Source organism: Serpens gallinarum (assembly GCF_014836765.1).
Classification (GTDB): Bacteria; Pseudomonadota; Gammaproteobacteria; order Pseudomonadales; family Pseudomonadaceae; genus Serpens; species Serpens gallinarum.
Map to the genome: position 1 here is coordinate 56,416 of NZ_JACSQG010000008.1, position 26,898 is coordinate 83,313.

A 26,898-nucleotide genomic window follows, 5' to 3' on the forward strand; every position below is an offset into this window, starting at 1 on the left:
GGTCAACTCCTGCCTCGGTGCGCACTGCCTCATCAAGAGGCTGATAACGCGATGAAGAAACTCGGCAACCACCTGTGCAGGAATAGCAGGGTTTTGCGATGCGGGAGTCTGTTTCTCGACTGTATTGCCATGCCGGTCTGTCGAGATCGCGGGGCGCGCACGAAGGCCGCAGCCATCGCCGGGGACGGTGGGCGTTGTTGCGCTAATCAGGGCTGTACTCGCGGGCAGCAGACGACCGGTGCCTGAGCGAGGAGCGCTTTGATCAACCGCAGCGACGAGCGGGTCGCGCGATTTGCCCGGCGGTGATGCCGGATGATCCGCACTTGGTGGCGGTAAATCGAAGCGGAGTTCGTGAGGAACGCTTAATCTGGCTGCGCTTACTCACCGCGCAGCAGATGAGCCCTTTGCCGATCACGATAGCGTGCCGGAGTCACGCCCTGCCAGCGGCGGAAAGCGCGGGTGAAAGCATTCTCATCGGAGAAGCCCAATTGCTCAGCGATCTGCGCGAGACGTTGATCGCTGTTCAGCATGTGGCAGGCCATTGATTGCAGCACGCTGTCGCGCAAGCTCTTGAAGGACAGCCCCTCTTCTGCCAAGCGACGGTGCATGTGTCGGCCGCTGATCTGCAGCTGGGCAGCGATATTCTCCTTCCCCCTTCGCGGATACGCTCTAACCAGCCGCTCCACTTCCCCAACGAGACTCAAACGCCCCACCTCGGCAAGCACCTGATCAGCCAGTTGGCGCAGATGGTCGCGCAACGCGCTGTTGGCCTGAATCTGCGACAGCGTCAGTTGATCCGCGGAAAAACTAAGCCGGCAGCCATCGGCGGAGAAATGCACGGGACAGCCCACAAGCGCCTCGTAGCGCGACGGATCATCCAGCGGCGGATGGGACAGCCAGATAGCTGAAGGCCTGAAACGCCCGCCGGTCGCCCAGCGTGTCAGGTTGACGATGCTACCCAACGCCGCCTCGACCCGCTCGGCCTGGCGCACCTGAAAGTTGGGGTGGTAATCAATCAGCACCAGACCTGCTTCGTGCTGCACCTGGAACTCCCCGCCATCACTGATCACCGGGGCGTATTCGACCAGTTCATTGAGCGCGTCGCCCAGGGTGTCACAGGTCACCAGCAGCATCCCCAGGCTGTCGAGATGCCCCACCTGAATCTCCAGCCCCAGCCGCAGGCCAATCAGGGGGTCATCGCTGGCCTCGCAGAAGGCGTCCCACAGCTCATCCTGCCAACCAATGGGCACGCGCTGCAGATTCTTTAGCCTGCCCCCAAAGTGGGCCGGCAAGACGATGTTCAGGCGTTCAGCCATCTGCAGGATGGCCTGGCTGTAACGCGGGGTAACGCTCAGCTCACTACGCTCGTGCATGGCCTGAATTGCCGGTTCCGTGTCCCGTTTGGTGCGATACGCGTATCGCCGTTTGCCATAGACTCGCGATCATAACAACAAGATAACGAGACACGCCTCTATGTACGCCATCATCGGTGCCGGCCCCATGGGTCTGGCCAGCGCACGCAACCTGCAGAAATTGGGCATCCCTTTCATCGGCTTCGAACTGCACAGCGACGTCGGTGGACTGTGGGACATCGACAATCCGCACAGCACGATGTATGACAGCGCGCACCTGATCTCCTCCAAGCGCATGACCGAGTTTGCCGAGTTTCCGATGGGCGATGCCGTTGCGCCCTATCCGCACCACACAGAGATGCGCCAGTACTTCCGTGATTACGCGGAGCATTTCCAGCTCAGGCCCCATTACGAGTTCAATACCCAGGTCGTTGAACTGAGCCCCGATGGCGACGGCTGGACGGTGGTCAGCGAGCGCGCCGGGCAGCGCCAGCAGCGCCGTTTTGACGGCGTGCTGATCGCGAACGGCACCCTGCACACGCCAAACGTGCCTGTCCTGCCCGGCCTGTTCGATGGCGAATTGATGCACTCAGCGCAGTATCGCAACCCGGAGATCTTCAAAGGTAAGCGCGTGCTTTTGGTCGGCTGCGGCAACTCCGGGGCTGACATCGCCGTCGATGCCGTGCACCACGCCGCCAGCGTGGATATCAGCCTGCGTCGGGGCTATTACTTTTTGCCCAAATTTATAAATGGCCGGCCGATCGATACCCTGGGGGGTAAGCGCCCGTTACCCAGGCCGCTCAAGCAGCGCATTGACGCCGCCATGATCCGCATGATCATCGGCAAACCTTCCGATTACGGCCTGCCGGACCCGGATTACCGCCTGTACGAGTCGCACCCGGTGGTCAACTCATTGATCCTGCATCACCTGGGCCACGGCGACATCACGCCGCGCCGCGACATCGCCGCCATCGACGGCAAGACCGTGCAGTTCAGCGATGGCGAAGCCGCGGAATACGACCTTATCCTGCTGGCCACGGGATACCAGCTGCACTACCCCTTCATTTCCCGTGAACATCTCAACTGGCCAGCAGAGCTGGACGCGCCGCAGTTGTACATGAATGTGTTCCACCCTCAGTACGACAACCTGTTCATGATGGGCATGATCGAAGCCACCGGCCTGGGCTGGGAGGGACGCAATCAGCAGGCCCGACTGGTTGCGCTGTATATCCGTCAGCAGCAGGTGGGCGCTGCTGCGGCCGCCGCCTTCAACCGAATCCGGAGCGAACGGGCTGGCGCTACCCTGGACGGCGGCTACCGGTACATCAAACTGGCCCGCATGGCCTACTACGTGAACAAGAACGCCTACCTGGCTGCCTTGAAGCAGCATAGTGACGAGCTGGAACGCGACCTGCCGACTGCACAGCAGCAGCCCTTGGCGGTGACCCCATGACGGGCGCCCCAGCACTGCAATTTGATGCAGCCAGCCTGATCCTGCTGAACATCATCATGGCCTGCATGATGTTCGGCGTGTCGCTCTCCCTGCGGCTGGAGGATTTCAGGCGCATCGCCCTGGCGCCCATCGCACCGCTGGCCGGAATGGTCGCGCAGTTTGTTCTGCTACCGGCCGCCACTTGCCTGTTTACCTGGGCGTTGAACATCGACCCCGAACTGGCATTGGGCATGATCCTGGTTTCAGCCTGTCCCGGCGGCAGCTTCTCCAATGTCATGACCTGGCTGGCGCGCGGCAACGTGGCGGTATCCATCAGCATGACGGCGGTCTCCAGTCTCGCCGCCACCGTACTGACGCCCCTGAACTTCGCGCTCTACGGCTGGCTCAATCCGCATACGCGAAACTATCTGACCCAGATCAGCCTGGAGCCTGCCAGCATGTTGACGCTGGTACTGCTGATACTGGCGTTGCCTATGGTGCTGGGCATGGTCACCGGGCGACGGCTGCCCGGCTTTGTCGCGCGCAGCGAAAAACCCCTGCGCATCATCTCGTTGCTGGTCTTCCTCAGCTTTGTCGCCATCGCCTTCAGCAAGAACTTCGGGTTGTTTATCGAGCGCTTCCACAGCTTCTTCTGGCTGGTGGTGTGCCATAACCTGCTGGCGCTGCTGCTCGGCTATGGCATGGCCCGTCTGTGCCGCTTGCCGCACAGCGACCGCCGCGCCGTCACCCTGGAAGTCGGCATTCAAAACTCCGGCCTGGGGCTGGTGATTCTCTTCACCTTCTTCCCCGACGCCGGCGGCATGTTGCTGATCACTGCCTTCTGGGGTGTCTGGCACCTGGTCAGCGGGCTGACCCTGTCGCAGTTCTGGGCCCGCCGCCCACTGCCGGCAGACGACCCTGCCGTTCAACAGCCCATCGCCACAGAGCAATACACATGACCCCGCGCATCCTCATTACCGGCGCCGCTGGCTATATCGGCCATCAGCTCGGCAACCGCCTGGCGGGTGACCTGCAGGTCATGGGTACCGACCTGCGCAGCCGCGACGATGTCACTTTTCCAATCCATATACTGGATATCCGTGCCCCCGAGCTGGCTGAGCTGCTGCACCGCGAGCAGATCACCCATGTGGTGCATCTGGCCTCCGTGCTGCAGGCCTCGAAGGATCGCCGCCGCGACTACGACATCGACGTCAACGGTACCCGCAACGTCCTTGAAAGCTGCCTCAAGGCCGGCGTCCAGCACCTGACCATTACCAGTTCCGGCGCCGCCTATGGCTATCATCCGGACAATCCGGCGTGGATTGATGAAACGCACGCCCTGCGAGGCAACCCCGAGTTCGCCTATTCGGATCACAAGCGGCTGGTCGAGGAAATGCTTGCCGAGTACCGCCACCATCATCCCGAGCTGCAGCAGTTGATCTTCCGCCCCGGCACTGTTCTCGGCGCCGACACCCGCAACCAGATCACCGACCTGTTCATGGCGCCGCGCATCCTCTCGCTCAAGGGCAGCGATTCGCCCTTCGTGTTCGTCTGGGATCAGGATGTGATCGGCGCCATGGAAATGGGGTTGCGCCAAGGCAAGACCGGCACCTACAACATGGCCGGCGACGGCGCCCTGAGCATGCGGGAAATCGCCGCCCGGTTGAACAAACCGCTACGGACGCTCCCGGTCTGGCTGGTGAAGATCGCCCTGCAACTGGCTCAATGGCGCGGCAAACCCACCAGCCCGGCGCAGGTGAAATTTCTGCAATACAGGCCGGTATTGAGCAACCGACGGCTGAAGGAAGAGTTCGGCTACCCGCTGCGCAAGACCTCGGCGGAAACGTTCGAGTATTACGCGCAGCGCAGCGGAGCACGCAAGTCATGATCGACCCCTGGCTGTGGGTTGCCCTGTTCGTGCTCATTGCCTACACCATCGAAGCCATCACCGGGTTCGGCAGCCTGGTCATCGCCCTGTCGCTGGGCGCGCTGTTATTGCCACTGCCAGAACTGCTCCCGGTACTCGTACCGCTTAATGTGCTGATGAGCGGGTTTCTGGCCTGGCGCAACCGCCAGCACATCGACCGAGCGCTGTTACTCAGGGTCATCCTGCCGCTGATGCTCGGCGGCACCCTGATCGGTTTCATGCTGCATAACTGGCTCGCCGCTGACCTGCTGAAACTGCTGCTCGGCTTGATGATCATCTGGTTCGCCGCCCGGGAACTGTGGCGCATCCAGCGCGGCACCACCGTACCGCCACATCCCAACTGGCTGAACCGCCTGCTGACCCTGGGCGCCGGTGTCACCCACGGCCTGTTCGCCTCCGGCGGCCCACTGCTGGTCTATGCCATGGCCGGCACCTCGCTGGATAAGCGTCAATTACGGGCCACCCTACTGTGCGTCTGGTTCTCGCTCAACACCAGCCTCAGCCTACTGCTGCTGCTCGAAGGCCGGTTGATTGCAGAACTGCCACGCTTGTTGTCGTTCACGCCGCTGCTGCTGGCCGGCGTAATGGCCGGCGACTATTTGCATCAGCGGATCAATGAGCAGCGCTTTCGGCAGATGGTCTACACCTTGCTGACCGCAAACGGGCCTGTTGTTGGTGTTCCAGACAGTCTGAGGATGTAACTGTGCGGCATTGCACATCGGACAGGGGGCGACTTTCCGTGCCATGGGGGGTACGACCTCATTTGTCGAACCGAGCGAAATACCCTGAGCGCACCCCTGAAATGTCTGGAAGCGACTGGAATTCCGAAACTCCAAAAATCGCTTTTTTGCTTGAAAGCAGCGATTCAGAGCGGTTGAGCGGAAATCGGCGAAAGTCAGCGGAAGAGCTGATGGCGTCCCCTGCTGGAATCGAACCAGCATCTAGCCCTTAGGAGGGGCTTATTCTATCCGTTGAACTAAGGGGACAGACGCGTTGCGCCGGCTGTGCGGCGGCGGGCTCGGCATGTTAACGAGCGACGCTGGATTTGTCATGTCGAACCTGCGAGGAAACACCGTCCTTTTGCACAGCGACGCAGGATGTTCTCACCAAGCCCGACCCGGGCTTTCCCAAGTTGGCCCACCCCTTGCTACTCCCCCTGCAAGTTTGAATTATTTGTGGAGTGCACCATGGCCCTTGGCGCCGATCTTTTTCTGCAAGGCAGCCCGTCGGCGCGCGTTGCGACGGGTGCGGGCAAGTCGCCGGATACCGGCGCCGGAGCCGATAAGGCCGAGAGCGGCAGCTTTGCCGAGCTGTATGCCCGCGAGCGCGATACCACCCCGGCCCCTGCCGCAGCCAAACCGGCCGAAACAGCCGAAACGGCTCAGGACGCTACGGACAAAGCCGTCCGCGAGCAGCAGTTGCTTGCCGATACCGGCAAGGAGTTGCCGACCGAGCTGCCACCTGAGGATGTGCAGCTGGAATCGCTGATGCTGTTCGAGCGCGACCCCGGCGTGCCGGTCGATGCCACACTCGCCGAACAGGCCCCGGACAAGGCAGCCCAGACGGCCCACGACAACCTTCTGGCTGAAGCTCAAGCCGAAGCGCTTGCCGTCGCTGAACAAGCGGCTGCCGAACTGCAGCCTGACGAACCGGTTGCCGTGGCCGCTGTTCTGACCCCGGCGGTGCAAGCCGCGGCTCTACCGGCCCAACCGTCCGCCAATGGTCGCGCTAGCGCTGCACAAGCCGCTGTGGCTGAACAACGCGCCGCGACCACCCGCCTCGCGTCTGCCGAACCGGCACTGGCCGAAGACTCTACGGAAGTTGCGGACAGCGAGCTGCGCCTTGAGCCGTTCACGCGGGAGCTGGACGCCAGCACCGCCGGCCGTGCCGCGTCTGCCGCAGCCAGTGAGCTGCGCACTGAAACGCCTCCCGGCAGTGTCAACCCTTTGACACAGGCGGTTAGCCAGGCGAACACCGCAGCAGCCCGTGAGGCCGCCACCGTGCCACAGCAGCCGCTGTCGATGAGCCAGAACGGCTGGAGTGAGGCGGTGGTGGAGCGGGTGATGTGGCTGTCCAGCCAGAACCTCAAGTCTGCCGAAATCCAGCTCGACCCCGCCGAACTGGGCCGTCTGGAGGTGCGCATCAGCCTTAATCAGGAACAGACCCAGGTGAGCTTCGCCAGCCCACATGCCGGCGTGCGTGACGCGCTGGAAGGCCAATTGCAGCGCCTGCGTGACATGTTCAACCAGCAGGGCATGAACCTGGTGGATGTCAACGTCTCCGACCAATCCCTGGCCCGCGATGATCGGCAAACCGACGAGCGCAGTGGCAGCCGAGGCATTGCCGCAGGAGGTGAAGAACATGCGGACGTGGATGACCTGACGGTCGCCACCACCGCACTGGACTCGGGACGCGGGCTGATTGATTTCTACGCCTAAGGCTCCATCGAAGGTCATTCGTTTAGCGAAAGCTGCCTTGCGAACGGCCTGGTGACAGGGCGTGGAAACGGGTCTACCCAGTCATCCGGGCAGCCCGCCGGACACGCAACCGGCGGGCAACTCGCTCAGCTCTGACTGATCCAGCCTGCCCATGCGGCGAGTGACGCCACCCCCCAACGGCACGGTATCTACCGCGACAAATCGTGAACAACATCAAAAACTGGCATAAGACTTGCTCCCTCGCTGGCTTGGATGGTGTGAGCACCGGTCGGTGACGGATATTTGGCATGACTAAGAAAACTGGACCTCGTGGCTCGCAAACGAACAAGCTGCCGCTGATTATTTTCGGTGCGCTGGCGCTGCTGCTAGCAATGGCTGTCTCGGTTGGGGTGACCTGGTATGTGGTGACCAGCAAGATCGGCGGCCCAACCGAAGAGGCGGCGCGCCTGATCGACAAAGGCTCGATCTACGAGGAGCTGAAGGATCCTTTCGTGGCGAATTTCAATCGCCAGGGCCGCCAGCGTTATCTGCAGGCCAGCGTGGCGCTGATGGGCCGCGACCGCGACGGGATGGCCGCGCTCAAGGAGCATCTGCCGGTGCTGCGCAACCAACTGGTCATGCTCTTCTCTTCCCAAGACTTCGATGCCTTGCTGACGGCCTCCGGCAAAGAGACCCTGCGCCAACTGGCCACTCTGCACGTCCAGGATTTGGCTCGCCAGCATCTTGGCAAGCCGGTCATCGAGCAGGTGTTGTTCACTAATTTCGTATTGCAGTAGGACGTTTAGATGGCTACTGACCTGCTGTCACAAGATGAAATCGACGCCCTGTTACATGGCGTCGACGATGGCCTCGTCGATACCGAAGACCTGGCCACCAAGGGGAGCGTCAGAAGCTACGACCTGACCAGCCAGGACCGCATCGTCCGTGGACGCATGCCGACCCTGGAAATGGTCAACGAGCGCTTTGCCCGCTACACCCGGGTCAGCATGTTCAACCTGCTGCGTCGCTCTGCGGACGTTTCGGTGGGCGGCGTGCAGGTGATGAAATTCGGCGAGTACGTGCATTCGTTGTACGTCCCGACCAGCCTCAATCTGGTGAAGATGAAGCCCCTGCGCGGCATCGCGCTGTTCATCCTCGACTCGCGCCTGGTATTCAAGCTGGTGGACAACTTCTTCGGCGGCGACGGACGTCACGCCAAGATCGAGGGCCGCGAGTTCACCCCCACCGAGCTGCGTGTCGTGCGCATGGTGCTGGAACAGGCGTTCATCGACCTGAAGGAAGCCTGGCAGGCGCTGCTGGAGGTGGACTTCGAGTACCTCAACTCGGAAGTCAACCCGGCCATCGCCAACATCGTCAGCCCCAGCGAAGTGGTGGTGGTATCCACGTTCCACATCGAACTGGACGGCGGCGGCGGCGACTTGCACGTGACTATGCCCTACTCGATGATCGAGCCGATCCGCGAAATGCTCGACGCCGGTTTCCAATCGGATGTCGCCGATCAAGACGAGCGCTGGTCCAAGGCGCTGCGCGAGGACATCCTCGACGTCAGCGTGCCGTTGTCCGCCACCGTGGCGCACCGCCAGCTCAAGGTGCGCGACATCCTGCACATGCAGCCGGGCGATGTGATACCCGTGGAAGCACCGGAGCATATTCTGATGCGCGCTAATGGCGTACCGGCTTTCAAGGTCAAGCTTGGCTCCCACAAGGACAAGCTCGCCCTGCAGGTGATCGAACCACTGCAACGTTCACGCTGAGTGACCCAGCCGCCCCACTGCGCGGCGCACCCCTATTTGAATCGCCTTCCCATCGCCCTGCGGGGAAGGCCAGCCAAGACAGCCGACTGAGGTAATCCCATGGCAAATGACACCCCGATGAGCCCCGAGGATCAGGCGCAGGCCGATGAGTGGGCTGCCGCCCTGGCCGAGTCCGCCGGCGATCAGAGCAGCATCGACAGCATGCTTGCCGACGCGCGTCCTGCCGCACCGCTTGCGCCCCTCGATGCCTTCGACACGCCACCGCGTGCGGACGGCCCGACCAGCATGGAAGGCCCCAACCTGGAAGTGATCCTGGACATCCCGGTGACCATCTCCATGGAAGTCGGCAATACCAGCATCAACATCCGCAACCTGCTGCAGCTCAACCAGGGCTCGGTGATCGAACTGGACCGCCTGGCCGGTGAGCCGCTCGATGTGCTGGTCAACGGCACGTTGATTGCCCACGGCGAAGTGGTGGTCGTCAACGAGAAGTTCGGCATCCGCCTGACTGACGTGATCAGCCCCACCGAACGCATTCGGAAGCTGCGCTGAGATGCATCGAGCAACGTCCCGCCAAGGCCGCAACACCTGGGGCTGGCTCGCCGTGCCCCTGCTACTGCTGGCGCCCGGCGCCCTCGCCTCGTCGCCAGCGGTGCCCAGTACCGCCGGCGTAACCTCGCAGATCGGCCAGCTGCTGCTGGGCCTGGGTGTGGTCATCGGCCTGATCTTCCTGCTTGCCTGGGTGGTGCGCCGCCTGCAAGGCCAGGTCGGACCACGCAGCAATCAGGTGATCAAGCTGCTGTCCAGCCAGGCCCTCGGGCAGCGTGAGCGCCTGTTGCTGGTGCAAGTGGGCGAAGAGCAGATTCTGCTCGGCCTGACTGCCGGGCGCATCACGCCCCTGCACGTGCTGCAGCAGCCGGTGGTGTTGCCGGAAACGGAAAACGCCACGCCGGAATTCGCCAAGCGCCTGCAGGAACTGCTCAAGCGCGATGCCAAGCCATAACAGCCTGACCTGCTGGCAGGGGCGCATGCCGTCGCCCATCGATACCGAATCAGGTGCATGAGTTCGTCTCTACAGGAATGAGCGTTTTGCCGATGTCCCTTCTAGCCCGCCTGCCGATCCGCTTGCGTCCCGCGCAAGGCCTGCTGTTTGTCCTGCTGGTGCTGCTCAGCCTGCTGGCCCTGCCGGCGTTCGGCCAGGAGGGCGATCCGCTGGGCATCAAGGCCATCACCCTGACGACCAACGCGGACGGGGAACAGGAGTACTCGGTCAGCCTGCAGATCCTGATGATCATGACGGCGCTGAGCTTCATTCCGGCGTTCGTCATGCTGATGACCTGCTTCACGCGGATCATCATCGTGTTTTCCATCCTGCGTCAGGCGCTGGGCCTGCAACAGACGCCGTCCAACCAGATCCTCCTCGGCCTGACGATCTTCCTGACCCTGTTCATCATGGCGCCGGTGTTCGACAAGATTAACGAGGACGCCCTGCAGCCGTACATGAATGAACAGCTCAGCGCGCGCCAGGCCATCGATCGCGCCGAAGTGCCGATCAAGAGCTTCATGCTCGCGCAGACCCGCGAGAGCGACCTGGACCTGTTCATGCGTTTGTCCAAGCGCACTGATATCGCCACGCCGATGGACGCGCCGCTGACCATCCTGGTGCCGGCTTTCGTGACTTCCGAGCTCAAAACGGCCTTCCAGATCGGCTTCATGATCTTCATCCCGTTTCTGATCATCGACCTGGTAGTGGCCAGCGTGCTCATGGCCATGGGCATGATGATGCTCTCGCCGCTGATCATCTCGCTGCCGTTCAAGATCATGCTGTTCGTCCTGATCGATGGCTGGGGTTTGATCATTGGCACCCTGGCCAGCAGCTTCGGCACTTTATAGAGGCGCACCCATGTCCCCGGAATTCGCCGTCGATCTGTTTCGCAGTGCGTTGTGGCTCACCGCCATGATGGTTGCGGTGCTGGTAGTGCCCAGCCTGCTGATCGGCCTGCTGGTGGCGGTGTTCCAGGCCGCCACGCAGATCAACGAACAGACCTTGAGTTTCCTGCCGCGCCTGCTGGTGATGCTGGTTACGCTGATCTGGGCCGGCCCCTGGCTGGTGCGCCAGCTGATGGAGTATGCCGAGACGCTGATCATCAACATACCCATGGTCATCGGCTAGAGCGCCATGCTGGAGCTGACCAACGAGCAGATCGGCGGCTGGGTGGCGAGCTTCCTGCTGCCACTGTTTCGCGTCGCCTCGCTGCTGATGGTCATGCCCATTTTTGGCGCCCAGTTCGTGCCCAATCGCGTTCGTCTGCTACTGGCACTGGCCATCACCCTGGTCCTGGCGCCCAACTTGCCGCCCATGCCGATGATCGATGCATTGAGCTTACGCAGCCTGCTGCTGATCGGCGAACAGGTGATCATCGGCGTGATGCTCGGTTTTGTGTTTCAGCTGTTCTTCCAGATTTTCATCGTCACCGGGCAAATCATTTCCATGCAGATGGGCCTGGGGTTCGCCTCGATGATGGACCCGGCCAACGGCGTGTCGGTGCCCCTGCTCGGCCAGTTTCTGCTGAACATGACCACTTTGATGTTTCTGGCCATGAACGGCCATCTGGTGGCGTTCGAGATTCTCGCCGAGAGCTTCACCACGCTGCCGGTGGGCGGCGGCCTGCTGGTCGAGCATTACCGAGAAATGGCTGGCAAGCTCACCTGGGTGATGGCCGCCGGCCTGCTGCTGGCCTTGCCGGCAGTCACGGCGCTACTGGTGGTCAACATCGCGTTCGGCGTGATGACCCGCGCCGCGCCGCAACTCAATATCTTCGCCATCGGTTTTCCGCTGACCCTGGTGCTCGGCCAGATCATTTTCTGGCTGGCCCAAGCGGACATTCTCGCCCACTTTCAAGTGCTCAGCGTCGAAGCCTTGCAGCTGATGCGCGAGCTGGCACAGGCCAGGTAGCCCATGGCCGAGAATGAGAACGGCGCCGAAAAAAGCGAAGAACCCTCGGAGAAACGCCTGCGCGACTCCCGCGAAAAGGGACAAATCGCGCGCTCCAAGGAACTCAATACCCTGGTGATCATGCTGGCCGGCACCGGCGGCCTGATGGCCTTCGGCGGCAGCATGGGGCTGAGCCTGATCGAGGTGATGCGCGGCAGCTTCAGCCTGCCCCGTGAAGTGCTCTATGAAACCAACACCATGGCGCTGCTGCTGCTCAATGCCGGCGGGCATGCCTTCCAGGCGTTGCTGCCGCTGCTGGTAGTGCTGTTGATCGCCTCGGTGATCGGCCCGGTGGCGCTCGGCGGTTTTCTGATTTCGGCCGACTCGCTAATGCCCAAGTTCAGCCGCATGAATCCGCTGTCCGGGATCAAGCGCATGTTCTCCAAGAACTCGTTGATCGAACTGCTCAAGGCGGTAGGCAAGTTTCTGATCGTGCTGACCGTCGCCCTGACCGTGCTGTCGGCGTTCCAGGATGACATCCTGGCCATCGCCAACGAACCACTGGAAACGGCGATCATGCACTGCTTGCAGGTGGTGGGCTGGTGCGCGCTGTGGATGTCCTGCGGGCTGATTCTCATCGCCCTGATCGATGTGCCTTTTCAGCTGTGGGATCACAAGCAGAAGCTGATGATGACCAAGCAGGAAGTGCGCGACGAATACAAGGACAGCGAAGGCAAGCCAGAGATCAAGTCCAAGGTCCGCCAGCTGCAGCGCGAAATCTCCCAGCGGCGCATGATGGCCGCGGTGCCGGAAGCCGACGTGGTGATTACCAACCCCACGCACTTTGCCGTGGCGCTGAAATACGACGAGAGCGGCGGCGGCGCGCCGGTCATGGTGGCCAAGGGCGGCGACCAGATCGCGTTGAAAATTCGCGAGATTGCCAACGAGCACAAGGTCACGGTGCTGGAGTCGCCGGCCCTGGCGCGAGCGGTGTATTACTCCACCGAGCTGGATGAGGAAATCCCCGCCGGCCTGTATATGGCGGTGGCCCAGGTGCTGGCCTACGTCTACCAAATCCGCCAATACCAGGCCGGCCAAGGCAAACGCCCCGGCCCGATGCCCGATCTGCCGATCCCCGACGACTTGCGTCGGGATCTATGAGGCATCTGCATCGCCAACGGCGACTGCCTGAAGGCAGCATTACGGTCAGGCATCGATTTACCGCGACTAATGGCATAATCACACGCCATTTATTCATACACGATGTGCACCATGACTGACGCTTCCCTGGTTCTTTACGGCATCAAAGCCTGCGACACCATGAAAAAAGCCCGCACCTGGCTCGACGAGCATGGCCTGACCTATGGTTTCCATGACTACAAGGCCGCCGGGATCGATCGCGACAGCCTGACCCGCTGGTGCAACGAGCATGGCTGGCAAACCGTCCTCAACCGCGCCGGCACGACCTTCCGCAAGCTGGATGATGCGCAGAAGGCCGAGCTCGACCAAGACAAGGCCATCGTCCTGATGCTGGCCCAACCGTCGATGATCAAGCGACCGGTGCTGGATCTTGGCGACAAGACCCTGGTCGGCTTCAAGCCGGACCTCTACTCTGCCGCGCTGGCCCGCTGAGCCGCGCCCACCCGATTACAAGGAATACGCCATGTCTACCACCCTGTTCAGCCTGGCCTTCGGCGTTGGCACCCAGAACCGCCAAGGCGCCTGGCTGGAAGTCTTCTACGCCCAGCCGTTGCTCAAGCCGAGCGCCGAGCTGGTCGACGCTGTCACGCCGATTCTCGGTTACACCGGTGGTAATCAAGCCCTGGCGATGACCAAACTGCAGGCGGCGGACATCTCCAGCGCCCTGAAGAACATCGACCCGGTGCAGGCCGCCCTGCTGACCCGCCTGGCCGAAAGCCAGAAGCCGCTGGTCGCCACCCTGCTGGTCGATGACAGTGCGCTGAACTCCACACCTGAGGCCTATCTCAAGCTGCACCTGCTGTCTCATCGACTGGCCAAGCCCCACGCGCTGAACCTGAGCGGCATCTTCCCGCTGCTGCCCAACGTCGCCTGGACCAACAAAGGCGCGGTTGACCTGGCCGAACTGCCTGAATGCCAACTGGAAGCGCGCCTGAAGGGTGACCTGCTGGAAGTCAGCTCGGTGGACAAGTTCCCGAAAATGACCGACTACGTGGTGCCCAGCGGCGTACGCATCGCCGACAGCGCGCGCATTCGCCTGGGCGCCTACGTGGGTGAAGGCACCACGGTGATGCATGAAGGCTTTATCAACTTCAACGCCGGCACCGAAGGTCCGGGCATGATCGAAGGCCGCGTCTCGGCTGGCGTATTCGTCGGCAAGGGCTCGGACCTGGGCGGCGGCTGCTCGACCATGGGCACCTTGTCTGGCGGCGGCAATATCATCATCAGCATTGGCGAAGGCTGCCTGATCGGCGCCAACGCCGGCGTCGGCATCCCGCTGGGCGATCGCAACACGGTGGAATCCGGCCTGTACATCACCGCCGGCACCAAGGTGTCGCTGCTCGATGAGCAAAACGAGCTGGTCAGGGTCGTCAAGGCCCGCGACCTGGCTGGACAGCCGGATCTGCTGTTCCGCCGCAACTCGCAGACCGGCGCGGTCGAATGCAAGACCAACAAGACCGCCATCGAGCTGAATGCCGCTTTGCACGCGCATAACTGACCGTTCGGCCAAACGGGTGACAGCGATTCGCCCCACCCGTTTTATCCCCAGAGCGCGCTATGGACACTCATGACGTTTCCGGCTTTGTCAGCTTTACCCTGGCCATTCTGCTGCTCTTTGCCGGCAAGGCTGTCACGCACAACGTTGAGCTGCTGCGCCGCTACAGCATTCCCGAATCGGTGATCGGCGGCTTCATCTGCGCCACGATCACCGCCATTCTCTATTACGGCTTCGACCTGCAACTGCGCTTTGAATTGGCCGTCCGTGACCTGCTGTTGCTCTACTTTTTTGCTGCAATAGGCCTGCGCGCCGATCTGCTCACGCTGCTCAAGGGCGGACCGGCACTGGCCATCCTGCTCGGACTGGCAACCGCCTACATCGTGCTGCAGAACCTGCTGGGTATGGGTGTGGCCAGTGTGTTCGGCCTGGATCCCAAGGCCGGCCTGATGCTCGGCTCCATTTCACTGACCGGCGGGGCCGGCACCACCCTGGCCTGGTCGGATTTCTTCGTCGCCGAACTGGGCATTGGCAATGCCCTGGAATTGGGGATGGCCGCCAATACCATGGGGCTGATCGCCGCCTGCCTGATCGGCGGCCCAATTGCCCGCTTTTTGTTGCTGCGCTACCGCCTGCAGCCCTCGCAACAGCAGCAGTTGGACGTCGGCGTAAGCCATGCCGAGGAACACCCGCAACTGGATTATTACGGCGTGCTCTGGGCCTGGATGTGGCTGAACCTGACCTTGCTACTGGGCCAGTCGTTGCATGGCCTCCTCACTCAAACCGGACTGACCCTGCCGATGTTCGTCAGCTGTCTGATGGCCGGAATCGTGCTGCGCAATAGTCTGCCGCCGCTGCGCCTGAAGCTGTTGCGCAGCGGCGTGCTGTCGCGCAAGTGGGTGCGTGCCAGTGGCTGGCCCAATGCCAATTCCGGTCTCGCGCTGATTTCCGACATCTGTCTGGGCATGTTCCTGACCATGGCGCTGATGGGCCTCAAGCTGTGGGAACTGCAAGGGTTGTTCGGCCTGATCGTGCTGGGGATCGGCCTGCAGGTGCTGATGAGCGTGGCCTTCACTCTCTTGGTAGTCTTTCGCCTGATGGGGCGCGATTATGAGGCCGCGGTGATCAGTGCCGGGTTTGGTGGCATTTCCCTGGGCTCGACCGCCACAGCCATCGTCAACATGACCGCCGTCACCCAGCAATACGGTGCGGCACACCGGGCATTCATCCTGGTGCCATTGGTGTGTGGATTCTTCATTGATCTGGTCAATGCCCTGATCATCAACTTCATAGTGCAGCTCTAATCATGTTCGTTTCTCCCTGGCGCAAGGATTTCCCCGGCATCGCGGCGCTGGTCGCCGAAGGGCAGACCTACCTGGACAGCGCCGCCACGGCACAAAAATCGCAGCCGGTGCTGGATGCCCTGCTCGGCTACTACGCCAACGGTGTGGCCAACGTGCACCGTGCCCAGCACGTGCCTGCGGAGCGCGTCACCCGCGCCTTCGAGTCCAGTCGGGCCCAGGTGGCACGTTGGCTGAAAGCGGCCAGTCCGGCCGAAATTGTGTTTACTCGAGGTACCACCGAAGCCCTCAATTTGCTGGCCTACGGCTTGGAGCACATGGTCCAGGCCGGCGACGAGATCGTCATCAGCGCCCTGGAACACCACGCCAACCTGCTGCCCTGGCAGCAATTGGCGCTGCGACGCCAGGCACGGCTGGTGGTACTGCCGCTAGAGCCGTCAGGTCGCATTGACCTGAATGCCGCTGCCCGCCTGATTGGCCCGCGCACGCGTCTGCTTGCCATCAGCCAACTGTCCAACGTCATCGGCACCTGGCAACCCTTGGCCGAACTGCTGCCGCTGGCCAAGGCTCAGAGCGCCCTGACCGTAGTCGACGGCGCTCAGGGCGTGGTGCATGGCCACAATGATCTGCAGGCGCTGGGCTGCGATTTCTATGCGCTGTCCAGCCACAAGCTCTACGGCCCGGATGGCGTCGGCGTGCTGTATGGCCGGGGCGATGCCCTGAGCCTGCTCAGGCCCTGGCAGTTCGGCGGCGAGATGGTACGCCGCGCCGATTTCGATCACGCCGATTTTCATGCCGCCCCCATGGGCCTGGAAGCCGGCACCCCGCCGATTGCCGGCGTAATCGGCCTGAGCGCCAGCCTGGAGTACCTGGCAAGCCTGGACAGCGCTGCCGTCAGCCGCCATGAACACGCACTGCATGCCCAGCTGCTCACCGGCTTGCGCGCCCGTGACGGCGTACAAGTGCTCGGCGAGCCGCATACAGCGCTGGCCAGTTTCGTGGTCCAGGACGTACACCACAGCGACCTGGCTGAACTGTTGGGTGAACAGGGCATCGCCGTACGCGGGGGTAATCACTGCGCCATGCCGCTGATGAAGCACCTGGGCATAGCCGGCGCGATTCGCGTCTCCCTCGCCCTGTACAACGATGCGGAGGATCTGGAGCGCTTCTTTATCGCCTTGGACAAGGCTCTGGAGATTCTACGATGACCCTGCCGGCCAGCGCCCAAGACGCGCTTGATGCCTTCGCCAGCTGCCCCGGTTGGGAACAGCGCGCGCGCCTGCTGATGCAATGGGGCGAACGCCTGGCACCACTCAGCGAGGCCGAACGCAGCGAGGCCAACCTCGTGCAAGGCTGCGCCAGCCCGGTGTGGCTGGTGGCTGATCTGCATGAAAGTCGTTGGAATTTCCGCGCCGCCAGCGATGCCCGCCTGATTCGCGGCCTGCTCGCCGTACTGCTGGCGCGGATCGATGGCCTGTCGCAAGCCGAACTCGCCCGCCTCGACCTGCCCGACTGGTTCAACCAGCTCGGCCTGTCCCGCCAACTGTCCCCGTCGCGCAGCAATGGCCTGAACGCCGTGTTGCAGCGCATGCGTGAGGTCGTGGTAGAGGGCTAAGCCAAGCCGGTGCCCCCTGATTGTTTCCACAAGGGGGCGCATTGGTAGGGTGGATGTCGCTTTGTACATCCACCATGGCTCCGCTCGGTGGGTCGCCACCCGGTGGATCGCCACCCGGTGGATCGATGAAGCGCGATCCACCCTACGTTTGGCTAAGACGTTGGCTTCGCAGACTTACGAATGCGCCTCGGCCTGCACGCGTTCCGCCGGACGGCGGGCGCCGGCCACCAGCTTGTCCACCGCCTTGGCCGTGGCGGCCATGCCAAAGCTGGCGGTGACCATCATCACCGCGCCAAACCCGCCGGCACAGTCCAGCTTCACGCCTTCGCCGACGAAGCTCTTGCTCTGGCACACGCCACCGTCGGGCTTGGGATAGCGCAGTTGTTCGGTTGAGAACACGCAGGGCACGCTGTAATTGCGCCCCGCCGTGCGCGAGAAGTTGTAATCGCGGCGCAAGGTCGAGCGCACTTTGGCGGCCAGCGGATCGTTGAAGGTCTTGTTCAGGTCGGCGATTTGAATCTGTGTGGGATCCACCTGACCGCCCGCGCCGCCGGTGGTGACGATGCCGATCTTGCGCCGCTTGCACCAGGCAATCAGTGCCGCCTTGGCCGCCACGCTGTCGATGCAGTCGATGACGAAATCCAGCTGCTCGGTGATGTAGTCCGCCATGGTTTCGCGGGTGACGAAATCGGCCACCGCGTGCACCTGACACGCCGGGTTGATGGCGCGCAGCCGTTCAGCCATCACGTCGACCTTGGGGCGCCCGACAGCGCCTTCCAGTGCGTGCAGCTGGCGATTGGTGTTGGTAATGCACACGTCGTCCAGGTCAAACAGGCTGATTTCCCCGACCCCCGAACGCACCAGCGCTTCGGCGGACCAGGAGCCGACCCCACCAATGCCGACCACCGCGACATGCGCGGCCGCCAGACGGGCCAGGCCGTCGGTTCCATAGAGACGGGCGATACCGCCAAAACGCTGGTCATCAATACTCATTGCCGTACCTCGAAAAGCAGGAGCGCATTATCAGGCTGAATGCGGCGGGTTTGAAGCACCGTTTGAGACGCGGAGCGCCTCGGGCTGCGTTCCCACGCGGCGCGCAGGAACGATCAACAGTCAAGGGTTCCCGCGCTCCTGCTGGGAACCGGTACGGGCCGAATTCTTCTGAGGCGCAGAGCGCCACGGCCTGCATTTCCGCGCAAAGCGTGGGAACGATCAGTGTTTTTTTTGACTGCACGGAGCATGCTGAAACTTCCCTGATCAGGCCAGGGTCTGAGTGCAAGCACGACTCGCCTGCTTCGGTGTCAGCCCGTCACCCTACCCGGACCTTTCGCACCCATGACATCGCGCAAACTCGGCATCAACCTGGTGATGGTCGTCGCCATCGCGGCGCTGTTCACCGGTTTCTGGGCATTGATCAATCGGCCCGTCAGCGCGCCCGACTGGCCCGAGCAAGTTTCCGGTTATTCGTTCTCGCCGTTTCGCCTGGGCCAGACCCCGGTTGACAACAAATACCCCAACGATGACGACATCCGGGCCGACCTGGAGCTGCTCAGCGAGCAGACCAGCAACATCCGCACCTATTCGGTGGAAGGCACCCAGGCCGACATCCCTCGCCTGGCCGAGGAGTTCGGCCTGCGCGTGACCCTGGGCATCTGGATCAGCACCGACTGGGAGCGCAACGAACGGGAGATCGCCAAGGCCATCGAATTGACCAACACCTCACGCAGCGTCGTGCGGGTGCTGGTTGGCAACGAAGCCCTGTTCCGCAAGGAAATCACCCCTGACGTGCTGATCGGCTATATCGATCGAGTGCGCGCGGCGGTCAAGGTGCCGGTGTCCACGTCGGAACAGTGGCATATCTGGCAGGAAACCCCGGAACTGGTCCGCCACGTCGACCTGATCGCCGCCCACGTGCTGCCTTACTGGGAGTTCGTGCCCCGGGAGCAAGCCACCCGTTTCGTGCTCGATCGTGCCCGCGACCTGAAAAGGCAATTTCCGAAAAAACCGCTGCTGCTGTCGGAAGTCGGCTGGCCCAGCAACGGTCGCACGCGCGGCGGTGCCGATGCCAGCCCGGCGGACCAGGCGATCTACCTGCGCGAGCTGGTGAACAGGCTGAATGCGCAGGGCTATAACTACTTCATCATTGAGGCTTTCGATCAGCCTTGGAAAATGGACGACGAGGGTTCCGTGGGCGCTTATTGGGGCGTGTACAACCTCGAGCGCCAGCCCAAGTTCGCCTTCGCAGGTCCCGTGGTGGCCATACCCCAATGGCGCCTGCTGGCTATTGGCTCAGGGGTCCTGGCGTTGCTGGCCCTGGCGTTGCTGTTGATTGACAGCAGCACCCTGAGCCATCGCGGGCGTACCTTCCTGACCGTCATCGCCTTCGCCTGCGGCTCCGTGCTGGTGTGGATCGCCTACGATTACAGCCTGCAATACAGCACCTGGTTTAGCTTGTTGGTCGGCGCCCTGCTGGGTTTTGGCGCATTGGGCGTGTTTATCGTCTTGCTGACGGAAGCCCATGAGCTGGCCGAAACTGTGTGGATGAGCAAACGGCGCCGACCCTTCTTGCCGGTGACCGCCGATGACGCCTACCGGCCCAAAGTGTCGGTGCATGTGCCCTGCTACAACGAGCCGCCGGAGATGGTCAAGCAGACCCTCGATGCCCTGGCGCGCCTGGATTATCCGGACTTCGAAGTGCTGGTGATCGACAACAATACCAAGGACCCGGACGTCTGGAAGCCGGTGGAAGCGCACTGCCAGGCCTTGGGCCCGCGCTTTCGCTTTTTCCATGTGGCGCCGCTGGAAGGCTTCAAGGGGGGTGCACTCAATTACATCCTGCCGCACACCACGCCGGACGCCGAGGTGATCGCAGTGATCGATGCCGACTACTGCGTGTCGCCCGACTGGCTGAAGCACATGGTGCCGCACTTCGCCGACCCCAGCATCGCCGTGGTGCAATCGCCGCAGGATTACCGCGACGATGGCGAAAGCCTATTCAAAAGGCTCTGCTACGCCGAGTACAAGGGCTTCTTCCATATCGGCATGATCACCCGCAACGACCGCGACGCGATCATTCAGCACGGCACCATGACCATGACCCGGCGCTCGGTGCTCGATGAATTGAAATGGGCCGACTGGTGCATCACGGAAGACGCGGAGCTGGGCCTGCGGGTATTCGAGAAAGGCCTGTCTGCCGCCTATTCCGAGCGCAGCTACGGCAAAGGGCTGATGCCCGACACCTTCATCGACTTCAAGAAGCAGCGCTTTCGCTGGGCCTACGGCGCGATCCAGATCATCAAGCGCCATGCTCGGTGCCTGCTGTTCGGCCGGGACTGCGAGCTCAGCCGCGGGCAGCGCTATCATTTTCTGGCCGGCTGGCTGCCGTGGATCGCCGATGGCCTGAACATTTTCTTCACCTTCGGCGCGCTGCTCTGGTCGGCGGCGATGATCATCGTGCCCAACCGGGTCGATCCGCCGCTGATGATTTTCGCCATCCCACCGCTGGCGCTATTCGCTTTCAAGGTTGGCAAAATCCTCTTCCTCTACCGCCGCGCGGTGGGCGTAGATCTCAAGGATGCGCTGTTCGCCGCCGTCGCAGGCCTGGCGCTGTCATACACCATCGCCAAGGCGGTGCTGTACGGCTTTGTCACGCACGGCATTCCGTTCTTCCGCACCCCGAAGATGGCCTCCAGCTCCGGCTTGATGAAGGCCCTGGCCGAAGCCCGCGAGGAAGTCTTCGTCATGCTGCTGCTGTGGGGCGCCGCCCTGGGCATCGGCCTGGCCCAGGGCCTACCAAGCATGGACGTCATCTTCTGGATCGGCGTGCTGCTGATTCAATCGCTGCCTTATCTGGCCGCGCTGATCATGGCCCTGCTCTCTTCGCTGCCCCGACCGAAGCCGAGTGTCGAGGTGGTGACGGTGGGTTGATCCAAGCTCTGGTTTCGCGGCGAGGTCGCCGCTCCCACAGCGCCACCGGCTACGCAGGCCACATTGTGGGAGGCCCGCCCCGGGGCCGACGCTTTTAATGATCGCCCCCACGCTCCGCGTGGGCACGCAGCCCAAGGCACTCCGCGCCTCAGAGGGGGAACGCAGAGCGCTCCGTCCCCACACTGGGAGCACCGTTTTCCTTTAAGATACGCGCCTTCTATTTAGCACCCCGCCCGCGGAGCCTGCATGACCACCCTTACCCCGACCTTGGAGCTTGCCTGCGAGCTGATTCGCCGTCCGTCCATTACGCCACTGGACGAGGGCTGCCAAGAATTGATGATGCGCCGCCTCGCTGCTGCAGGTTTCGAGATCGAGCCGATGCGCATCGCCGAGGTGGACAACTTCTGGGCACGGCGTACGGGCAACGCTGCAGAAAACGGCCCTGTCCTGTGCTTCGCCGGCCATACCGACGTGGTGCCCACCGGCCCGGAAGCCAACTGGCAATCGCAGCCGTTCGATGCGCAGATCAATGCCGAAGGCATGCTCTGCGGGCGCGGCGCGGCGGACATGAAGGGCAGCCTGGCGTCGATGGTCATCGCCGTCGAGCGCTTCGTTGCCGACTATCCGAACCATCAGGGCGCCATCGCCTTTCTGATCACCAGTGACGAGGAAGGCCCCGCCGAGCACGGCACCAAGGCGGTGGTCGAGCGCCTGCGCGCCCGTCACGAACGCCTGGATTGGTGCATCGTCGGCGAGCCGTCGAGCACCACCCTGCTCGGCGATGTAGTCAAGAACGGTCGTCGCGGCTCCCTGGGTGCGACCCTCACCGTGCGCGGCAAGCAGGGCCACGTGGCCTATCCGCACCTGGCCAAGAACCCGATTCATCTGGCCGCGCCAGCGCTGGCCGAACTGGCCGCCGAGCATTGGGACGATGGCAACACCTTCTTTCCGCCGACCAGCTTCCAGATCTCTAACATTCATGGCGGCACCGGCGCGACCAACGTGATTCCCGGCGAGCTGGAGGTGGCGTTCAACTTCCGCTTCTCCACCGAATCCAGCGAAGCCAGCCTCAAGCAACGCGTTGCCACCATCCTCGACAAGCACGGCCTGGACTGGCACATCGACTGGGCACTGTCCGGCCTGCCGTTTCTCACTGAGCCGGGTGAGCTGCTCGACGCGGTAGCCGCCAGCATTCGCCAGGTCACCGGCCGCGAAACCACGCCCTCGACCAGCGGTGGCACCTCGGATGGCCGCTTTATTGCCACGTTGGGCACTCAGGTGGTCGAACTCGGCCCGGTAAACGCCACCATCCACCAGATCGATGAGCGCGTGCTGGCCAGCGATCTGGACCTGCTCACCGAGGTCTACTACCAGACCCTCGTCACGCTGCTGGCCCGTTGATCATGCTGATTTGCCCGCTTTGCCAAGGCCCCTTGAGCACCGTCGACAGCGGCGTGGCCTGCCCGTCCGGCCACCGCTTCGACCGCGCCCGCCAGGGTTACCTGAACCTGCTGCCGGTGCAGCACAAGCACAGCCGCGCGCCGGGCGACAACCAGGCCATGGTCGAGGCCCGCCGCCGTTTTCTTGACGGTGGCCACTATGCACCGCTGGCCAGGCGCCTGGCCGAACTGAGCGCCGAACGCGCGCCGCAGCGCTGGCTGGATATCGGCTGTGGCGAGGGTTACTACACCGAGCAGATCGGCGGGTTATTACCGGATGCCGAGGGCTATGCCCTGGATATCTCCCGCGAGGCCGTCAAGCGTGCCTGCAAACGCGCGCCACACCTCACCTGGCTGGTGGCGAGCATGGCCCGTGTGCCGCTGGCCGATGCCAGCTGTCAGTTGCTGGCCAGCGTGTTCAGCCCTCTGGACTGGGATGAAGCCAAACGCCTGCTCGCCCCCGGCGGCGGCCTGCTGCGTATGGGCCCGACCACCGACCACCTGCTGGAACTGCGTGCCCGCCTGTACGACGAAGTGCGCCCCTACGATGACCAGAAGCATCTGTCGCTGATTCCCGCCGGCATGCGCCTGACCCATAGCGAAACCCTCGAGTACCGCCTGCGCCTGGAAAGCCCCGAGGCCCGGGCCGACTTGTTGGCGATGACACCCCACGGCTGGCGCGCCAGCGCCGAGCGCCGCGCGGCGGTGATCGATGAAGATTTCGAGGTGAATGTCGCCATTCGCTACGATTACATAGTCAAAGACTAGGCAGAGATTAGGAACCCCCATGCGCCAACCGGACATCGAGATTTACCTCAAGGACGCCGACCACCAGGCAATCACCGCCTGGCTGGAACAGGCCATCGGCCCGTGCAGCGCCTGGCAGCAGAAGGGCCAGACCTACAAGTGCCAGTGCAACGGCATTCCGGTGACTTGGCTGCCCAAGGCCGTGGGCAAGTGGCATAGCCTGCTGCTGGAAAGTGACACCACGCCCTGGGCTGACGATTTGGCCTGCGCCCGCGCCGCCTTCGCCGCGCTGGACGTTGAAATCCGCTGCGCGCCCGGCGGTTGGCAGGAAGATGAAAGCGAAGAGAACACCGACCGCTGGATTCGTATCAGCACCGACGGAAAGGAGGACATAGTCTGGCGTACCGCCTGACGGAGCTTGCCATGCGTAAACGTACCCCGATGCACAACATGATGCTCATTGCCGTTCTGGTAATGGCGGCGCTGTTTTCCCAGGATGGCCTGAAAGAGTTTTTCCAGTCAGGCAAGAGCGAGCAGACGCCCGTCGACAACAGCCAGTCGGTTGATCTCCGGCAACAGGAACTGGAGCACACCCTGGCGCTGATCCAGCGCGGCGGACCCTACCCCTACGAGCAGGACGACGGCACTTTTTTCAACCGCGAACGCCACCTGCCCGAAAAGCCCCGCGGTTATTATCGCGAGTACACCGTGAAGACGCCCGGCGAGCCCACCCGTGGCGCCCGGCGCATCGTCGCCGGCGGTCAGCCCCCCGAGGTGTACTACTACACCGAAGATCACTACCGCAGCTTCCGGCCTCTTGAGGCCAACTGATGGACGACCTGCTGGCGATGCACCTTCTTGCCGACAAACACCGCTGCGGGGTGTTTCGCGCGCACCAGGAGTCACAGCCAACGCCCTCCCCGTTGACACTACTGAAACCCTTGGCCCCCGGGCGTCTCGATCACGACGGATTGCTCGACGCCCTGGCCAAGGCGTTGGACTTCCCTGCTTATTTCGGTCGCAACTGGGATGCCGCCTGGGATTGCCTGACCGAATTGTCATGGCCTGACGACCAATTGCTGGTACTCAGCTTGTCCATTGACGTAGAAACATCGCTCGACGCAGGCGATCTGCGCCTGTTCTTCGACCTGATCAATGATGCCTGTGACTACTGGGCGCAGCGTGGCCGTGGGCTGTGCCTGCTGGTGACCAGTGAACCCTGCGACCTGCCCGTGCTGGAAAAGCTGCCGTGGCTGGCATGACGCCCTACGAGTAGCGGCTAATTTTCGTAGGGTGGATGTCGCTTCTTACATCCACCACCAACCCCCGCTCGGTGGACAATAAAAAACGTTGTCCACACTACAGCCGCAATACCTCCACTCACTTGGTCAACCCAGGATCTACGGGAAATACCGTTTATCCAGCTCCTCACGCGGGTGGGTTGCCAGTAGATGGCGCGCCATTTTCTCCGAGCCGTACACGGAGAGGTGGTTGGAATCCATGTACATGGGCACGCCGTTGTCATCCATGGGTTTGAGCACCATCCCCGACGACGCTGCATCCTCGTACGGGTTGACGAACTTGACGCCAACGCGGCGACTGAAAGCTTTCAACGCGCTGTTTTCCAGGATGTATTCCGGTCTGATCGTGACCACCATTGGACTTTCGCCGGTACCGAAGATCCGGCTGTAATTGGCGATCTTGTCAATCTGCGCATTGAAGCGCGGCATGCTGCCGACCAGTAACAAGGGCCTGGAAAGCGCCCTGAGCTTTTGCAAGTACGCATCAAAGCCCTCGGCATGGGACGACTTGCCTTCAAACTGCCGAATTCGCCAATCTTGGACAAAGATCAGGCCGTCATATTGATCGATATGCTCGAAAACGTAGCTGTAGATCTTCCGGCATTTGAGCGTGGCGTCTGCTGGGCTGCAGCCACCGCCCGCAGCCAGGTCGACCCGGATACCAAACTCCTTGCCCAGCACATCGTAAAACTTGAAGTAATGTTCCGCGTAGGAATTGCCGATGATCAGGTACTTCCGGCTCGCATGGGGATCTCCGCCCAGACATCCCAGACTGACAAAGTCGGGGCACTGTTGCTTGTCGATGGAGTTGAAGGCCTGCATGGCCGGAACGCCGGGAATATCCAGCCTGAACGGCGCGCCATGGGAAAAGAAGATGGCGCCATAGACAAACAAACCCGCAGCACAGGGCAAGGCAAACAGACGCATACCAGCTTGGGAAAATGAGGCGCGGGACGTGCGGAACGGGGTTTCGACGTACCGATAGGTGAGGTAGGCCAGCGATACGGAAAGGCCAAAGATGGCTAACGCAGCCCACCCACCGATTACAAAGGTGCCACTGCCGAAATCGAACACATAGCGGGTAAAGGAAATGATCGGCCAATGCCACAGATAGAGTGAGTAGGAGATCAAACCGATACCCACCAGCGGCCGGCTGGCCAATACCTGATAAAGGCCACCCGTTCTGCGGCCCGCCAGCAGAATCACTGTGGCCAGGCAAGGCACCAGGGCGCTCACTCCCGGAAACGGAATGCTTTTGTCATACCCAAGAAAACACGCCAGCAGCACCACAAGCGCTGGCGTGGTGTAACGCGGGCCCAAACCGGGTATATCCCGCCCAGAGCGGAACACCGCCAAAGCGCCGCCTAAAAGCAATTCAGAGGCGCGGGTAAACGAGGTGTAATAACTCCATTTGGCGAGGTTGTTATCTAGAGCAAAAACCGTGGCCACGACAGCCGAACTGCTGATCAATACCAAGGTGAATATCAGCAAACGCTTTCGATACTGATTCGGCTCGCGAGAGGCATACATGAAAAACACGAACAACAGAATGGGCCAGAGCACATAGAACTGCTCTTCCACGGCCAGCGACCAAGTGTGCAACAGTGGCCACTGTTCGGCATCGTTGGAAAAATAATCGCCCTGGCGCAATGCGTAGTTGAGATTGGAGACGAAAAACAGCGAGGACAGCGCCGACACGCCAAACTTCTTGAAGTCGTAGGGCAGCATCAAGATAAACGCGGCCACCGTGACACAGCCCAGCACACACAAATACGCGGGCAAGATCCTGTTGACGCGTCGGCGATAAAATTCAGCGTAGGTAAAACGGCCTGCCGAAAAATCCTTTAGCAGAATCGAGGTAATCAAAAAACCCGAGATCACGAAGAACACATCAACGCCGAGAAACCCTCCCGGCAACCACTGGTTGTTGATGTGAAAGATGAACACCGACAAGACTGCAATCGCCCGCAGGCCATCAATGGCGGGGTTGTAACTGACACCTGAGCTCATGACTGGGCCCTTCACTGGTCTGATT

General features: G+C 62.1%; 27 protein-coding genes and 1 tRNA gene. 24 read left to right on the top strand and 4 right to left on the bottom strand.

Going from position 1 to position 26,898, the window contains the following annotated elements:
- Positions 1-377 precede the first annotated feature (377 nt).
- The gene (locus H9642_RS14090; protein WP_251837089.1) at positions 378-1,373 is read right to left on the bottom strand and encodes an AraC family transcriptional regulator; all 996 of its coding nucleotides are present in this window, start codon (positions 1,371-1,373) and stop codon (positions 378-380) included.
- A 100-nt stretch (positions 1,374-1,473) separates the two neighbouring features.
- Here H9642_RS14090 and H9642_RS14095 point away from each other — a divergent pair, with 100 nt between their 5' ends.
- From H9642_RS14095 to H9642_RS14110, 4 genes are read left to right on the top strand one after another with little or no spacing between them, the layout of a single operon-like run.
- A complete protein-coding gene (locus tag H9642_RS14095) occupies positions 1,474-2,805 on the top strand; it encodes a flavin-containing monooxygenase (RefSeq protein ID WP_251837090.1) in 1,332 nt (443 codons plus the stop codon).
- Positions 2,802-3,743 (top strand): bile acid:sodium symporter family protein, encoded by a 942-nt coding sequence (locus tag H9642_RS14100; protein WP_251837091.1) that lies wholly within the window; start codon positions 2,802-2,804, stop codon positions 3,741-3,743. The genes H9642_RS14095 and H9642_RS14100 overlap by 4 nt, the downstream gene beginning before the upstream one ends.
- Positions 3,740-4,672, top strand: a complete 933-nt coding sequence (locus H9642_RS14105; RefSeq protein WP_251837092.1) for an SDR family oxidoreductase — start codon at positions 3,740-3,742, stop codon at positions 4,670-4,672. The genes H9642_RS14100 and H9642_RS14105 overlap by 4 nt, the downstream gene beginning before the upstream one ends.
- The gene (locus H9642_RS14110; protein WP_251837093.1) at positions 4,669-5,412 is read left to right on the top strand and encodes a sulfite exporter TauE/SafE family protein; all 744 of its coding nucleotides are present in this window, start codon (positions 4,669-4,671) and stop codon (positions 5,410-5,412) included. The genes H9642_RS14105 and H9642_RS14110 overlap by 4 nt, the downstream gene beginning before the upstream one ends.
- A 210-nt stretch (positions 5,413-5,622) precedes the next feature.
- On the opposite strand, the gene H9642_RS14115 is transcribed toward H9642_RS14110, so the two are convergent.
- Positions 5,623-5,697, bottom strand: a tRNA-Arg gene (locus H9642_RS14115).
- Positions 5,698-5,898: 201 nt separating this feature from the next.
- Between H9642_RS14115 and H9642_RS14120 the strand changes: the two genes are divergently transcribed.
- The 14 genes from H9642_RS14120 to H9642_RS14185 all read left to right on the top strand — a co-directional run bounded on the left by H9642_RS14120 (position 5,899) and on the right by H9642_RS14185 (position 17,449).
- Positions 5,899-7,149: a flagellar hook-length control protein FliK gene (locus tag H9642_RS14120; protein WP_251837094.1), complete on the top strand. Its 1,251-nt coding sequence runs from the start codon at positions 5,899-5,901 to the stop codon at positions 7,147-7,149.
- Between the two features lie 287 nt (positions 7,150-7,436).
- Complete coding sequence (locus tag H9642_RS14125) at positions 7,437-7,925, top strand: flagellar basal body-associated FliL family protein (protein ID WP_251837095.1); 489 nt, start codon at positions 7,437-7,439, stop codon at positions 7,923-7,925.
- 9 nt (positions 7,926-7,934) lie between these two features.
- On the top strand, positions 7,935-8,903 hold the full coding sequence (fliM, locus tag H9642_RS14130; RefSeq protein ID WP_251837096.1) for a flagellar motor switch protein FliM: 969 nt from the start codon (positions 7,935-7,937) through the stop codon (positions 8,901-8,903).
- A gap of 99 nt (positions 8,904-9,002) precedes the next feature.
- Positions 9,003-9,455, top strand: a complete 453-nt coding sequence (gene fliN / locus H9642_RS14135) for a flagellar motor switch protein FliN (RefSeq protein ID WP_251837097.1) — start codon at positions 9,003-9,005, stop codon at positions 9,453-9,455.
- Between the two features lies 1 nt (position 9,456).
- Positions 9,457-9,906, top strand: a complete 450-nt coding sequence (gene fliO, locus H9642_RS14140) for a flagellar biosynthetic protein FliO (RefSeq protein ID WP_251837098.1) — start codon at positions 9,457-9,459, stop codon at positions 9,904-9,906.
- Positions 9,907-9,998: 92 nt separating this feature from the next.
- Complete coding sequence (gene fliP, locus H9642_RS14145) at positions 9,999-10,796, top strand: flagellar type III secretion system pore protein FliP (protein ID WP_251837099.1); 798 nt, start codon at positions 9,999-10,001, stop codon at positions 10,794-10,796.
- Between the two features lie 10 nt (positions 10,797-10,806).
- A complete protein-coding gene (gene fliQ / locus H9642_RS14150) occupies positions 10,807-11,076 on the top strand; it encodes a flagellar biosynthesis protein FliQ (RefSeq protein ID WP_251837100.1) in 270 nt (89 codons plus the stop codon).
- Positions 11,077-11,082: 6 nt separating this feature from the next.
- The gene (fliR, locus tag H9642_RS14155) at positions 11,083-11,859 is read left to right on the top strand and encodes a flagellar biosynthetic protein FliR (RefSeq protein ID WP_251837101.1); all 777 of its coding nucleotides are present in this window, start codon (positions 11,083-11,085) and stop codon (positions 11,857-11,859) included.
- Positions 11,860-11,862: 3 nt separating this feature from the next.
- Positions 11,863-12,999 (top strand): flagellar biosynthesis protein FlhB, encoded by a 1,137-nt coding sequence (gene flhB, locus H9642_RS14160; RefSeq protein ID WP_251837102.1) that lies wholly within the window; start codon positions 11,863-11,865, stop codon positions 12,997-12,999.
- Positions 13,000-13,110: 111 nt separating this feature from the next.
- Complete coding sequence (locus tag H9642_RS14165) at positions 13,111-13,470, top strand: ArsC family reductase (RefSeq protein ID WP_251837103.1); 360 nt, start codon at positions 13,111-13,113, stop codon at positions 13,468-13,470.
- A gap of 31 nt (positions 13,471-13,501) precedes the next feature.
- A complete protein-coding gene (gene dapD, locus H9642_RS14170) occupies positions 13,502-14,536 on the top strand; it encodes a 2,3,4,5-tetrahydropyridine-2,6-dicarboxylate N-succinyltransferase (RefSeq protein ID WP_251837104.1) in 1,035 nt (344 codons plus the stop codon).
- Between the two features lie 59 nt (positions 14,537-14,595).
- Complete coding sequence (gltS, locus tag H9642_RS14175) at positions 14,596-15,837, top strand: sodium/glutamate symporter (protein ID WP_251837105.1); 1,242 nt, start codon at positions 14,596-14,598, stop codon at positions 15,835-15,837.
- On the top strand, positions 15,837-17,042 hold the full coding sequence (locus tag H9642_RS14180; protein WP_251837187.1) for an aminotransferase class V-fold PLP-dependent enzyme: 1,206 nt from the start codon (positions 15,837-15,839) through the stop codon (positions 17,040-17,042). Before gltS ends, H9642_RS14180 begins: the two co-directional genes overlap by 1 nt.
- Positions 17,039-17,449 (top strand): SufE family protein, encoded by a 411-nt coding sequence (locus H9642_RS14185; RefSeq protein WP_251837106.1) that lies wholly within the window; start codon positions 17,039-17,041, stop codon positions 17,447-17,449. The genes H9642_RS14180 and H9642_RS14185 overlap by 4 nt, the downstream gene beginning before the upstream one ends.
- 174 nt (positions 17,450-17,623) lie before the next feature.
- Here H9642_RS14185 and tcdA read toward each other — a convergent pair whose 3' ends face one another.
- Positions 17,624-18,442, bottom strand: a complete 819-nt coding sequence (gene tcdA, locus H9642_RS14190) for a tRNA cyclic N6-threonylcarbamoyladenosine(37) synthase TcdA (RefSeq protein WP_251837107.1) — start codon at positions 18,440-18,442, stop codon at positions 17,624-17,626.
- Positions 18,443-18,784: 342 nt separating this feature from the next.
- Here tcdA and H9642_RS14195 point away from each other — a divergent pair, with 342 nt between their 5' ends.
- From H9642_RS14195 to H9642_RS14220, 6 genes are all read left to right on the top strand, one after another.
- Positions 18,785-21,376, top strand: coding sequence for a glycosyltransferase (locus tag H9642_RS14195; RefSeq protein ID WP_251837108.1), 2,592 nt, complete (start codon positions 18,785-18,787; stop codon positions 21,374-21,376).
- 246 nt (positions 21,377-21,622) lie between these two features.
- The gene (gene dapE / locus H9642_RS14200) at positions 21,623-22,777 is read left to right on the top strand and encodes a succinyl-diaminopimelate desuccinylase (RefSeq protein ID WP_251837109.1); all 1,155 of its coding nucleotides are present in this window, start codon (positions 21,623-21,625) and stop codon (positions 22,775-22,777) included.
- A gap of 2 nt (positions 22,778-22,779) precedes the next feature.
- Positions 22,780-23,583 (top strand): putative RNA methyltransferase, encoded by an 804-nt coding sequence (locus tag H9642_RS14205; RefSeq protein WP_251837110.1) that lies wholly within the window; start codon positions 22,780-22,782, stop codon positions 23,581-23,583.
- A 19-nt stretch (positions 23,584-23,602) separates the two neighbouring features.
- Positions 23,603-23,974 carry a hypothetical protein gene (locus H9642_RS14210; protein WP_251837111.1) on the top strand — a complete coding sequence of 124 codons (372 nt, stop codon included), beginning with the start codon at positions 23,603-23,605 and terminating at the stop codon, positions 23,972-23,974.
- Positions 23,975-23,985: 11 nt separating this feature from the next.
- Positions 23,986-24,393, top strand: coding sequence for a guanyl-specific ribonuclease (locus tag H9642_RS14215; RefSeq protein ID WP_251837112.1), 408 nt, complete (start codon positions 23,986-23,988; stop codon positions 24,391-24,393).
- Positions 24,393-24,824: a barstar family protein gene (locus tag H9642_RS14220; RefSeq protein ID WP_251837113.1), complete on the top strand. Its 432-nt coding sequence runs from the start codon at positions 24,393-24,395 to the stop codon at positions 24,822-24,824. Before H9642_RS14215 ends, H9642_RS14220 begins: the two co-directional genes overlap by 1 nt.
- 138 nt (positions 24,825-24,962) lie before the next feature.
- On the opposite strand, the gene H9642_RS14225 is transcribed toward H9642_RS14220, so the two are convergent.
- Positions 24,963-26,873: an acyltransferase family protein gene (locus H9642_RS14225; protein ID WP_251837114.1), complete on the bottom strand. Its 1,911-nt coding sequence runs from the start codon at positions 26,871-26,873 to the stop codon at positions 24,963-24,965.
- Positions 26,874-26,898 lie beyond the last annotated feature (25 nt).

Excerpts from the sequence above, each read along its gene's own strand:
- H9642_RS14090 (WP_251837089.1), bottom strand. The coding sequence starts at position 1,373 with ATGCACGAGCGTAGTGAGCTGAGCGTTACCCCGCGTTACAGCCAGGCC.
- H9642_RS14095 (WP_251837090.1), top strand. The coding sequence starts at position 1,474 with ATGTACGCCATCATCGGTGCCGGCCCCATGGGTCTGGCCAGCGCACGC.
- H9642_RS14100 (WP_251837091.1), top strand. The coding sequence starts at position 2,802 with ATGACGGGCGCCCCAGCACTGCAATTTGATGCAGCCAGCCTGATCCTG.
- H9642_RS14105 (WP_251837092.1), top strand. The coding sequence starts at position 3,740 with ATGACCCCGCGCATCCTCATTACCGGCGCCGCTGGCTATATCGGCCAT.
- H9642_RS14110 (WP_251837093.1), top strand. The coding sequence starts at position 4,669 with ATGATCGACCCCTGGCTGTGGGTTGCCCTGTTCGTGCTCATTGCCTAC.
- H9642_RS14120 (WP_251837094.1), top strand. The coding sequence starts at position 5,899 with ATGGCCCTTGGCGCCGATCTTTTTCTGCAAGGCAGCCCGTCGGCGCGC.
- H9642_RS14125 (WP_251837095.1), top strand. The coding sequence starts at position 7,437 with ATGACTAAGAAAACTGGACCTCGTGGCTCGCAAACGAACAAGCTGCCG.
- fliM (WP_251837096.1), top strand. The coding sequence starts at position 7,935 with ATGGCTACTGACCTGCTGTCACAAGATGAAATCGACGCCCTGTTACAT.
- fliN (WP_251837097.1), top strand. The coding sequence starts at position 9,003 with ATGGCAAATGACACCCCGATGAGCCCCGAGGATCAGGCGCAGGCCGAT.
- fliO (WP_251837098.1), top strand. The coding sequence starts at position 9,457 with ATGCATCGAGCAACGTCCCGCCAAGGCCGCAACACCTGGGGCTGGCTC.
- fliP (WP_251837099.1), top strand. The coding sequence starts at position 9,999 with ATGTCCCTTCTAGCCCGCCTGCCGATCCGCTTGCGTCCCGCGCAAGGC.
- fliQ (WP_251837100.1), top strand. The coding sequence starts at position 10,807 with ATGTCCCCGGAATTCGCCGTCGATCTGTTTCGCAGTGCGTTGTGGCTC.
- fliR (WP_251837101.1), top strand. The coding sequence starts at position 11,083 with ATGCTGGAGCTGACCAACGAGCAGATCGGCGGCTGGGTGGCGAGCTTC.
- flhB (WP_251837102.1), top strand. The coding sequence starts at position 11,863 with ATGGCCGAGAATGAGAACGGCGCCGAAAAAAGCGAAGAACCCTCGGAG.
- H9642_RS14165 (WP_251837103.1), top strand. The coding sequence starts at position 13,111 with ATGACTGACGCTTCCCTGGTTCTTTACGGCATCAAAGCCTGCGACACC.
- dapD (WP_251837104.1), top strand. The coding sequence starts at position 13,502 with ATGTCTACCACCCTGTTCAGCCTGGCCTTCGGCGTTGGCACCCAGAAC.
- gltS (WP_251837105.1), top strand. The coding sequence starts at position 14,596 with ATGGACACTCATGACGTTTCCGGCTTTGTCAGCTTTACCCTGGCCATT.
- H9642_RS14185 (WP_251837106.1), top strand. The coding sequence starts at position 17,039 with ATGACCCTGCCGGCCAGCGCCCAAGACGCGCTTGATGCCTTCGCCAGC.
- tcdA (WP_251837107.1), bottom strand. The coding sequence starts at position 18,442 with ATGAGTATTGATGACCAGCGTTTTGGCGGTATCGCCCGTCTCTATGGA.
- H9642_RS14195 (WP_251837108.1), top strand. The coding sequence starts at position 18,785 with ATGACATCGCGCAAACTCGGCATCAACCTGGTGATGGTCGTCGCCATC.
- dapE (WP_251837109.1), top strand. The coding sequence starts at position 21,623 with ATGACCACCCTTACCCCGACCTTGGAGCTTGCCTGCGAGCTGATTCGC.
- H9642_RS14205 (WP_251837110.1), top strand. The coding sequence starts at position 22,780 with ATGCTGATTTGCCCGCTTTGCCAAGGCCCCTTGAGCACCGTCGACAGC.
- H9642_RS14210 (WP_251837111.1), top strand. The coding sequence starts at position 23,603 with ATGCGCCAACCGGACATCGAGATTTACCTCAAGGACGCCGACCACCAG.
- H9642_RS14215 (WP_251837112.1), top strand. The coding sequence starts at position 23,986 with ATGCGTAAACGTACCCCGATGCACAACATGATGCTCATTGCCGTTCTG.
- H9642_RS14220 (WP_251837113.1), top strand. The coding sequence starts at position 24,393 with ATGGACGACCTGCTGGCGATGCACCTTCTTGCCGACAAACACCGCTGC.
- H9642_RS14225 (WP_251837114.1), bottom strand. The coding sequence starts at position 26,873 with ATGAGCTCAGGTGTCAGTTACAACCCCGCCATTGATGGCCTGCGGGCG.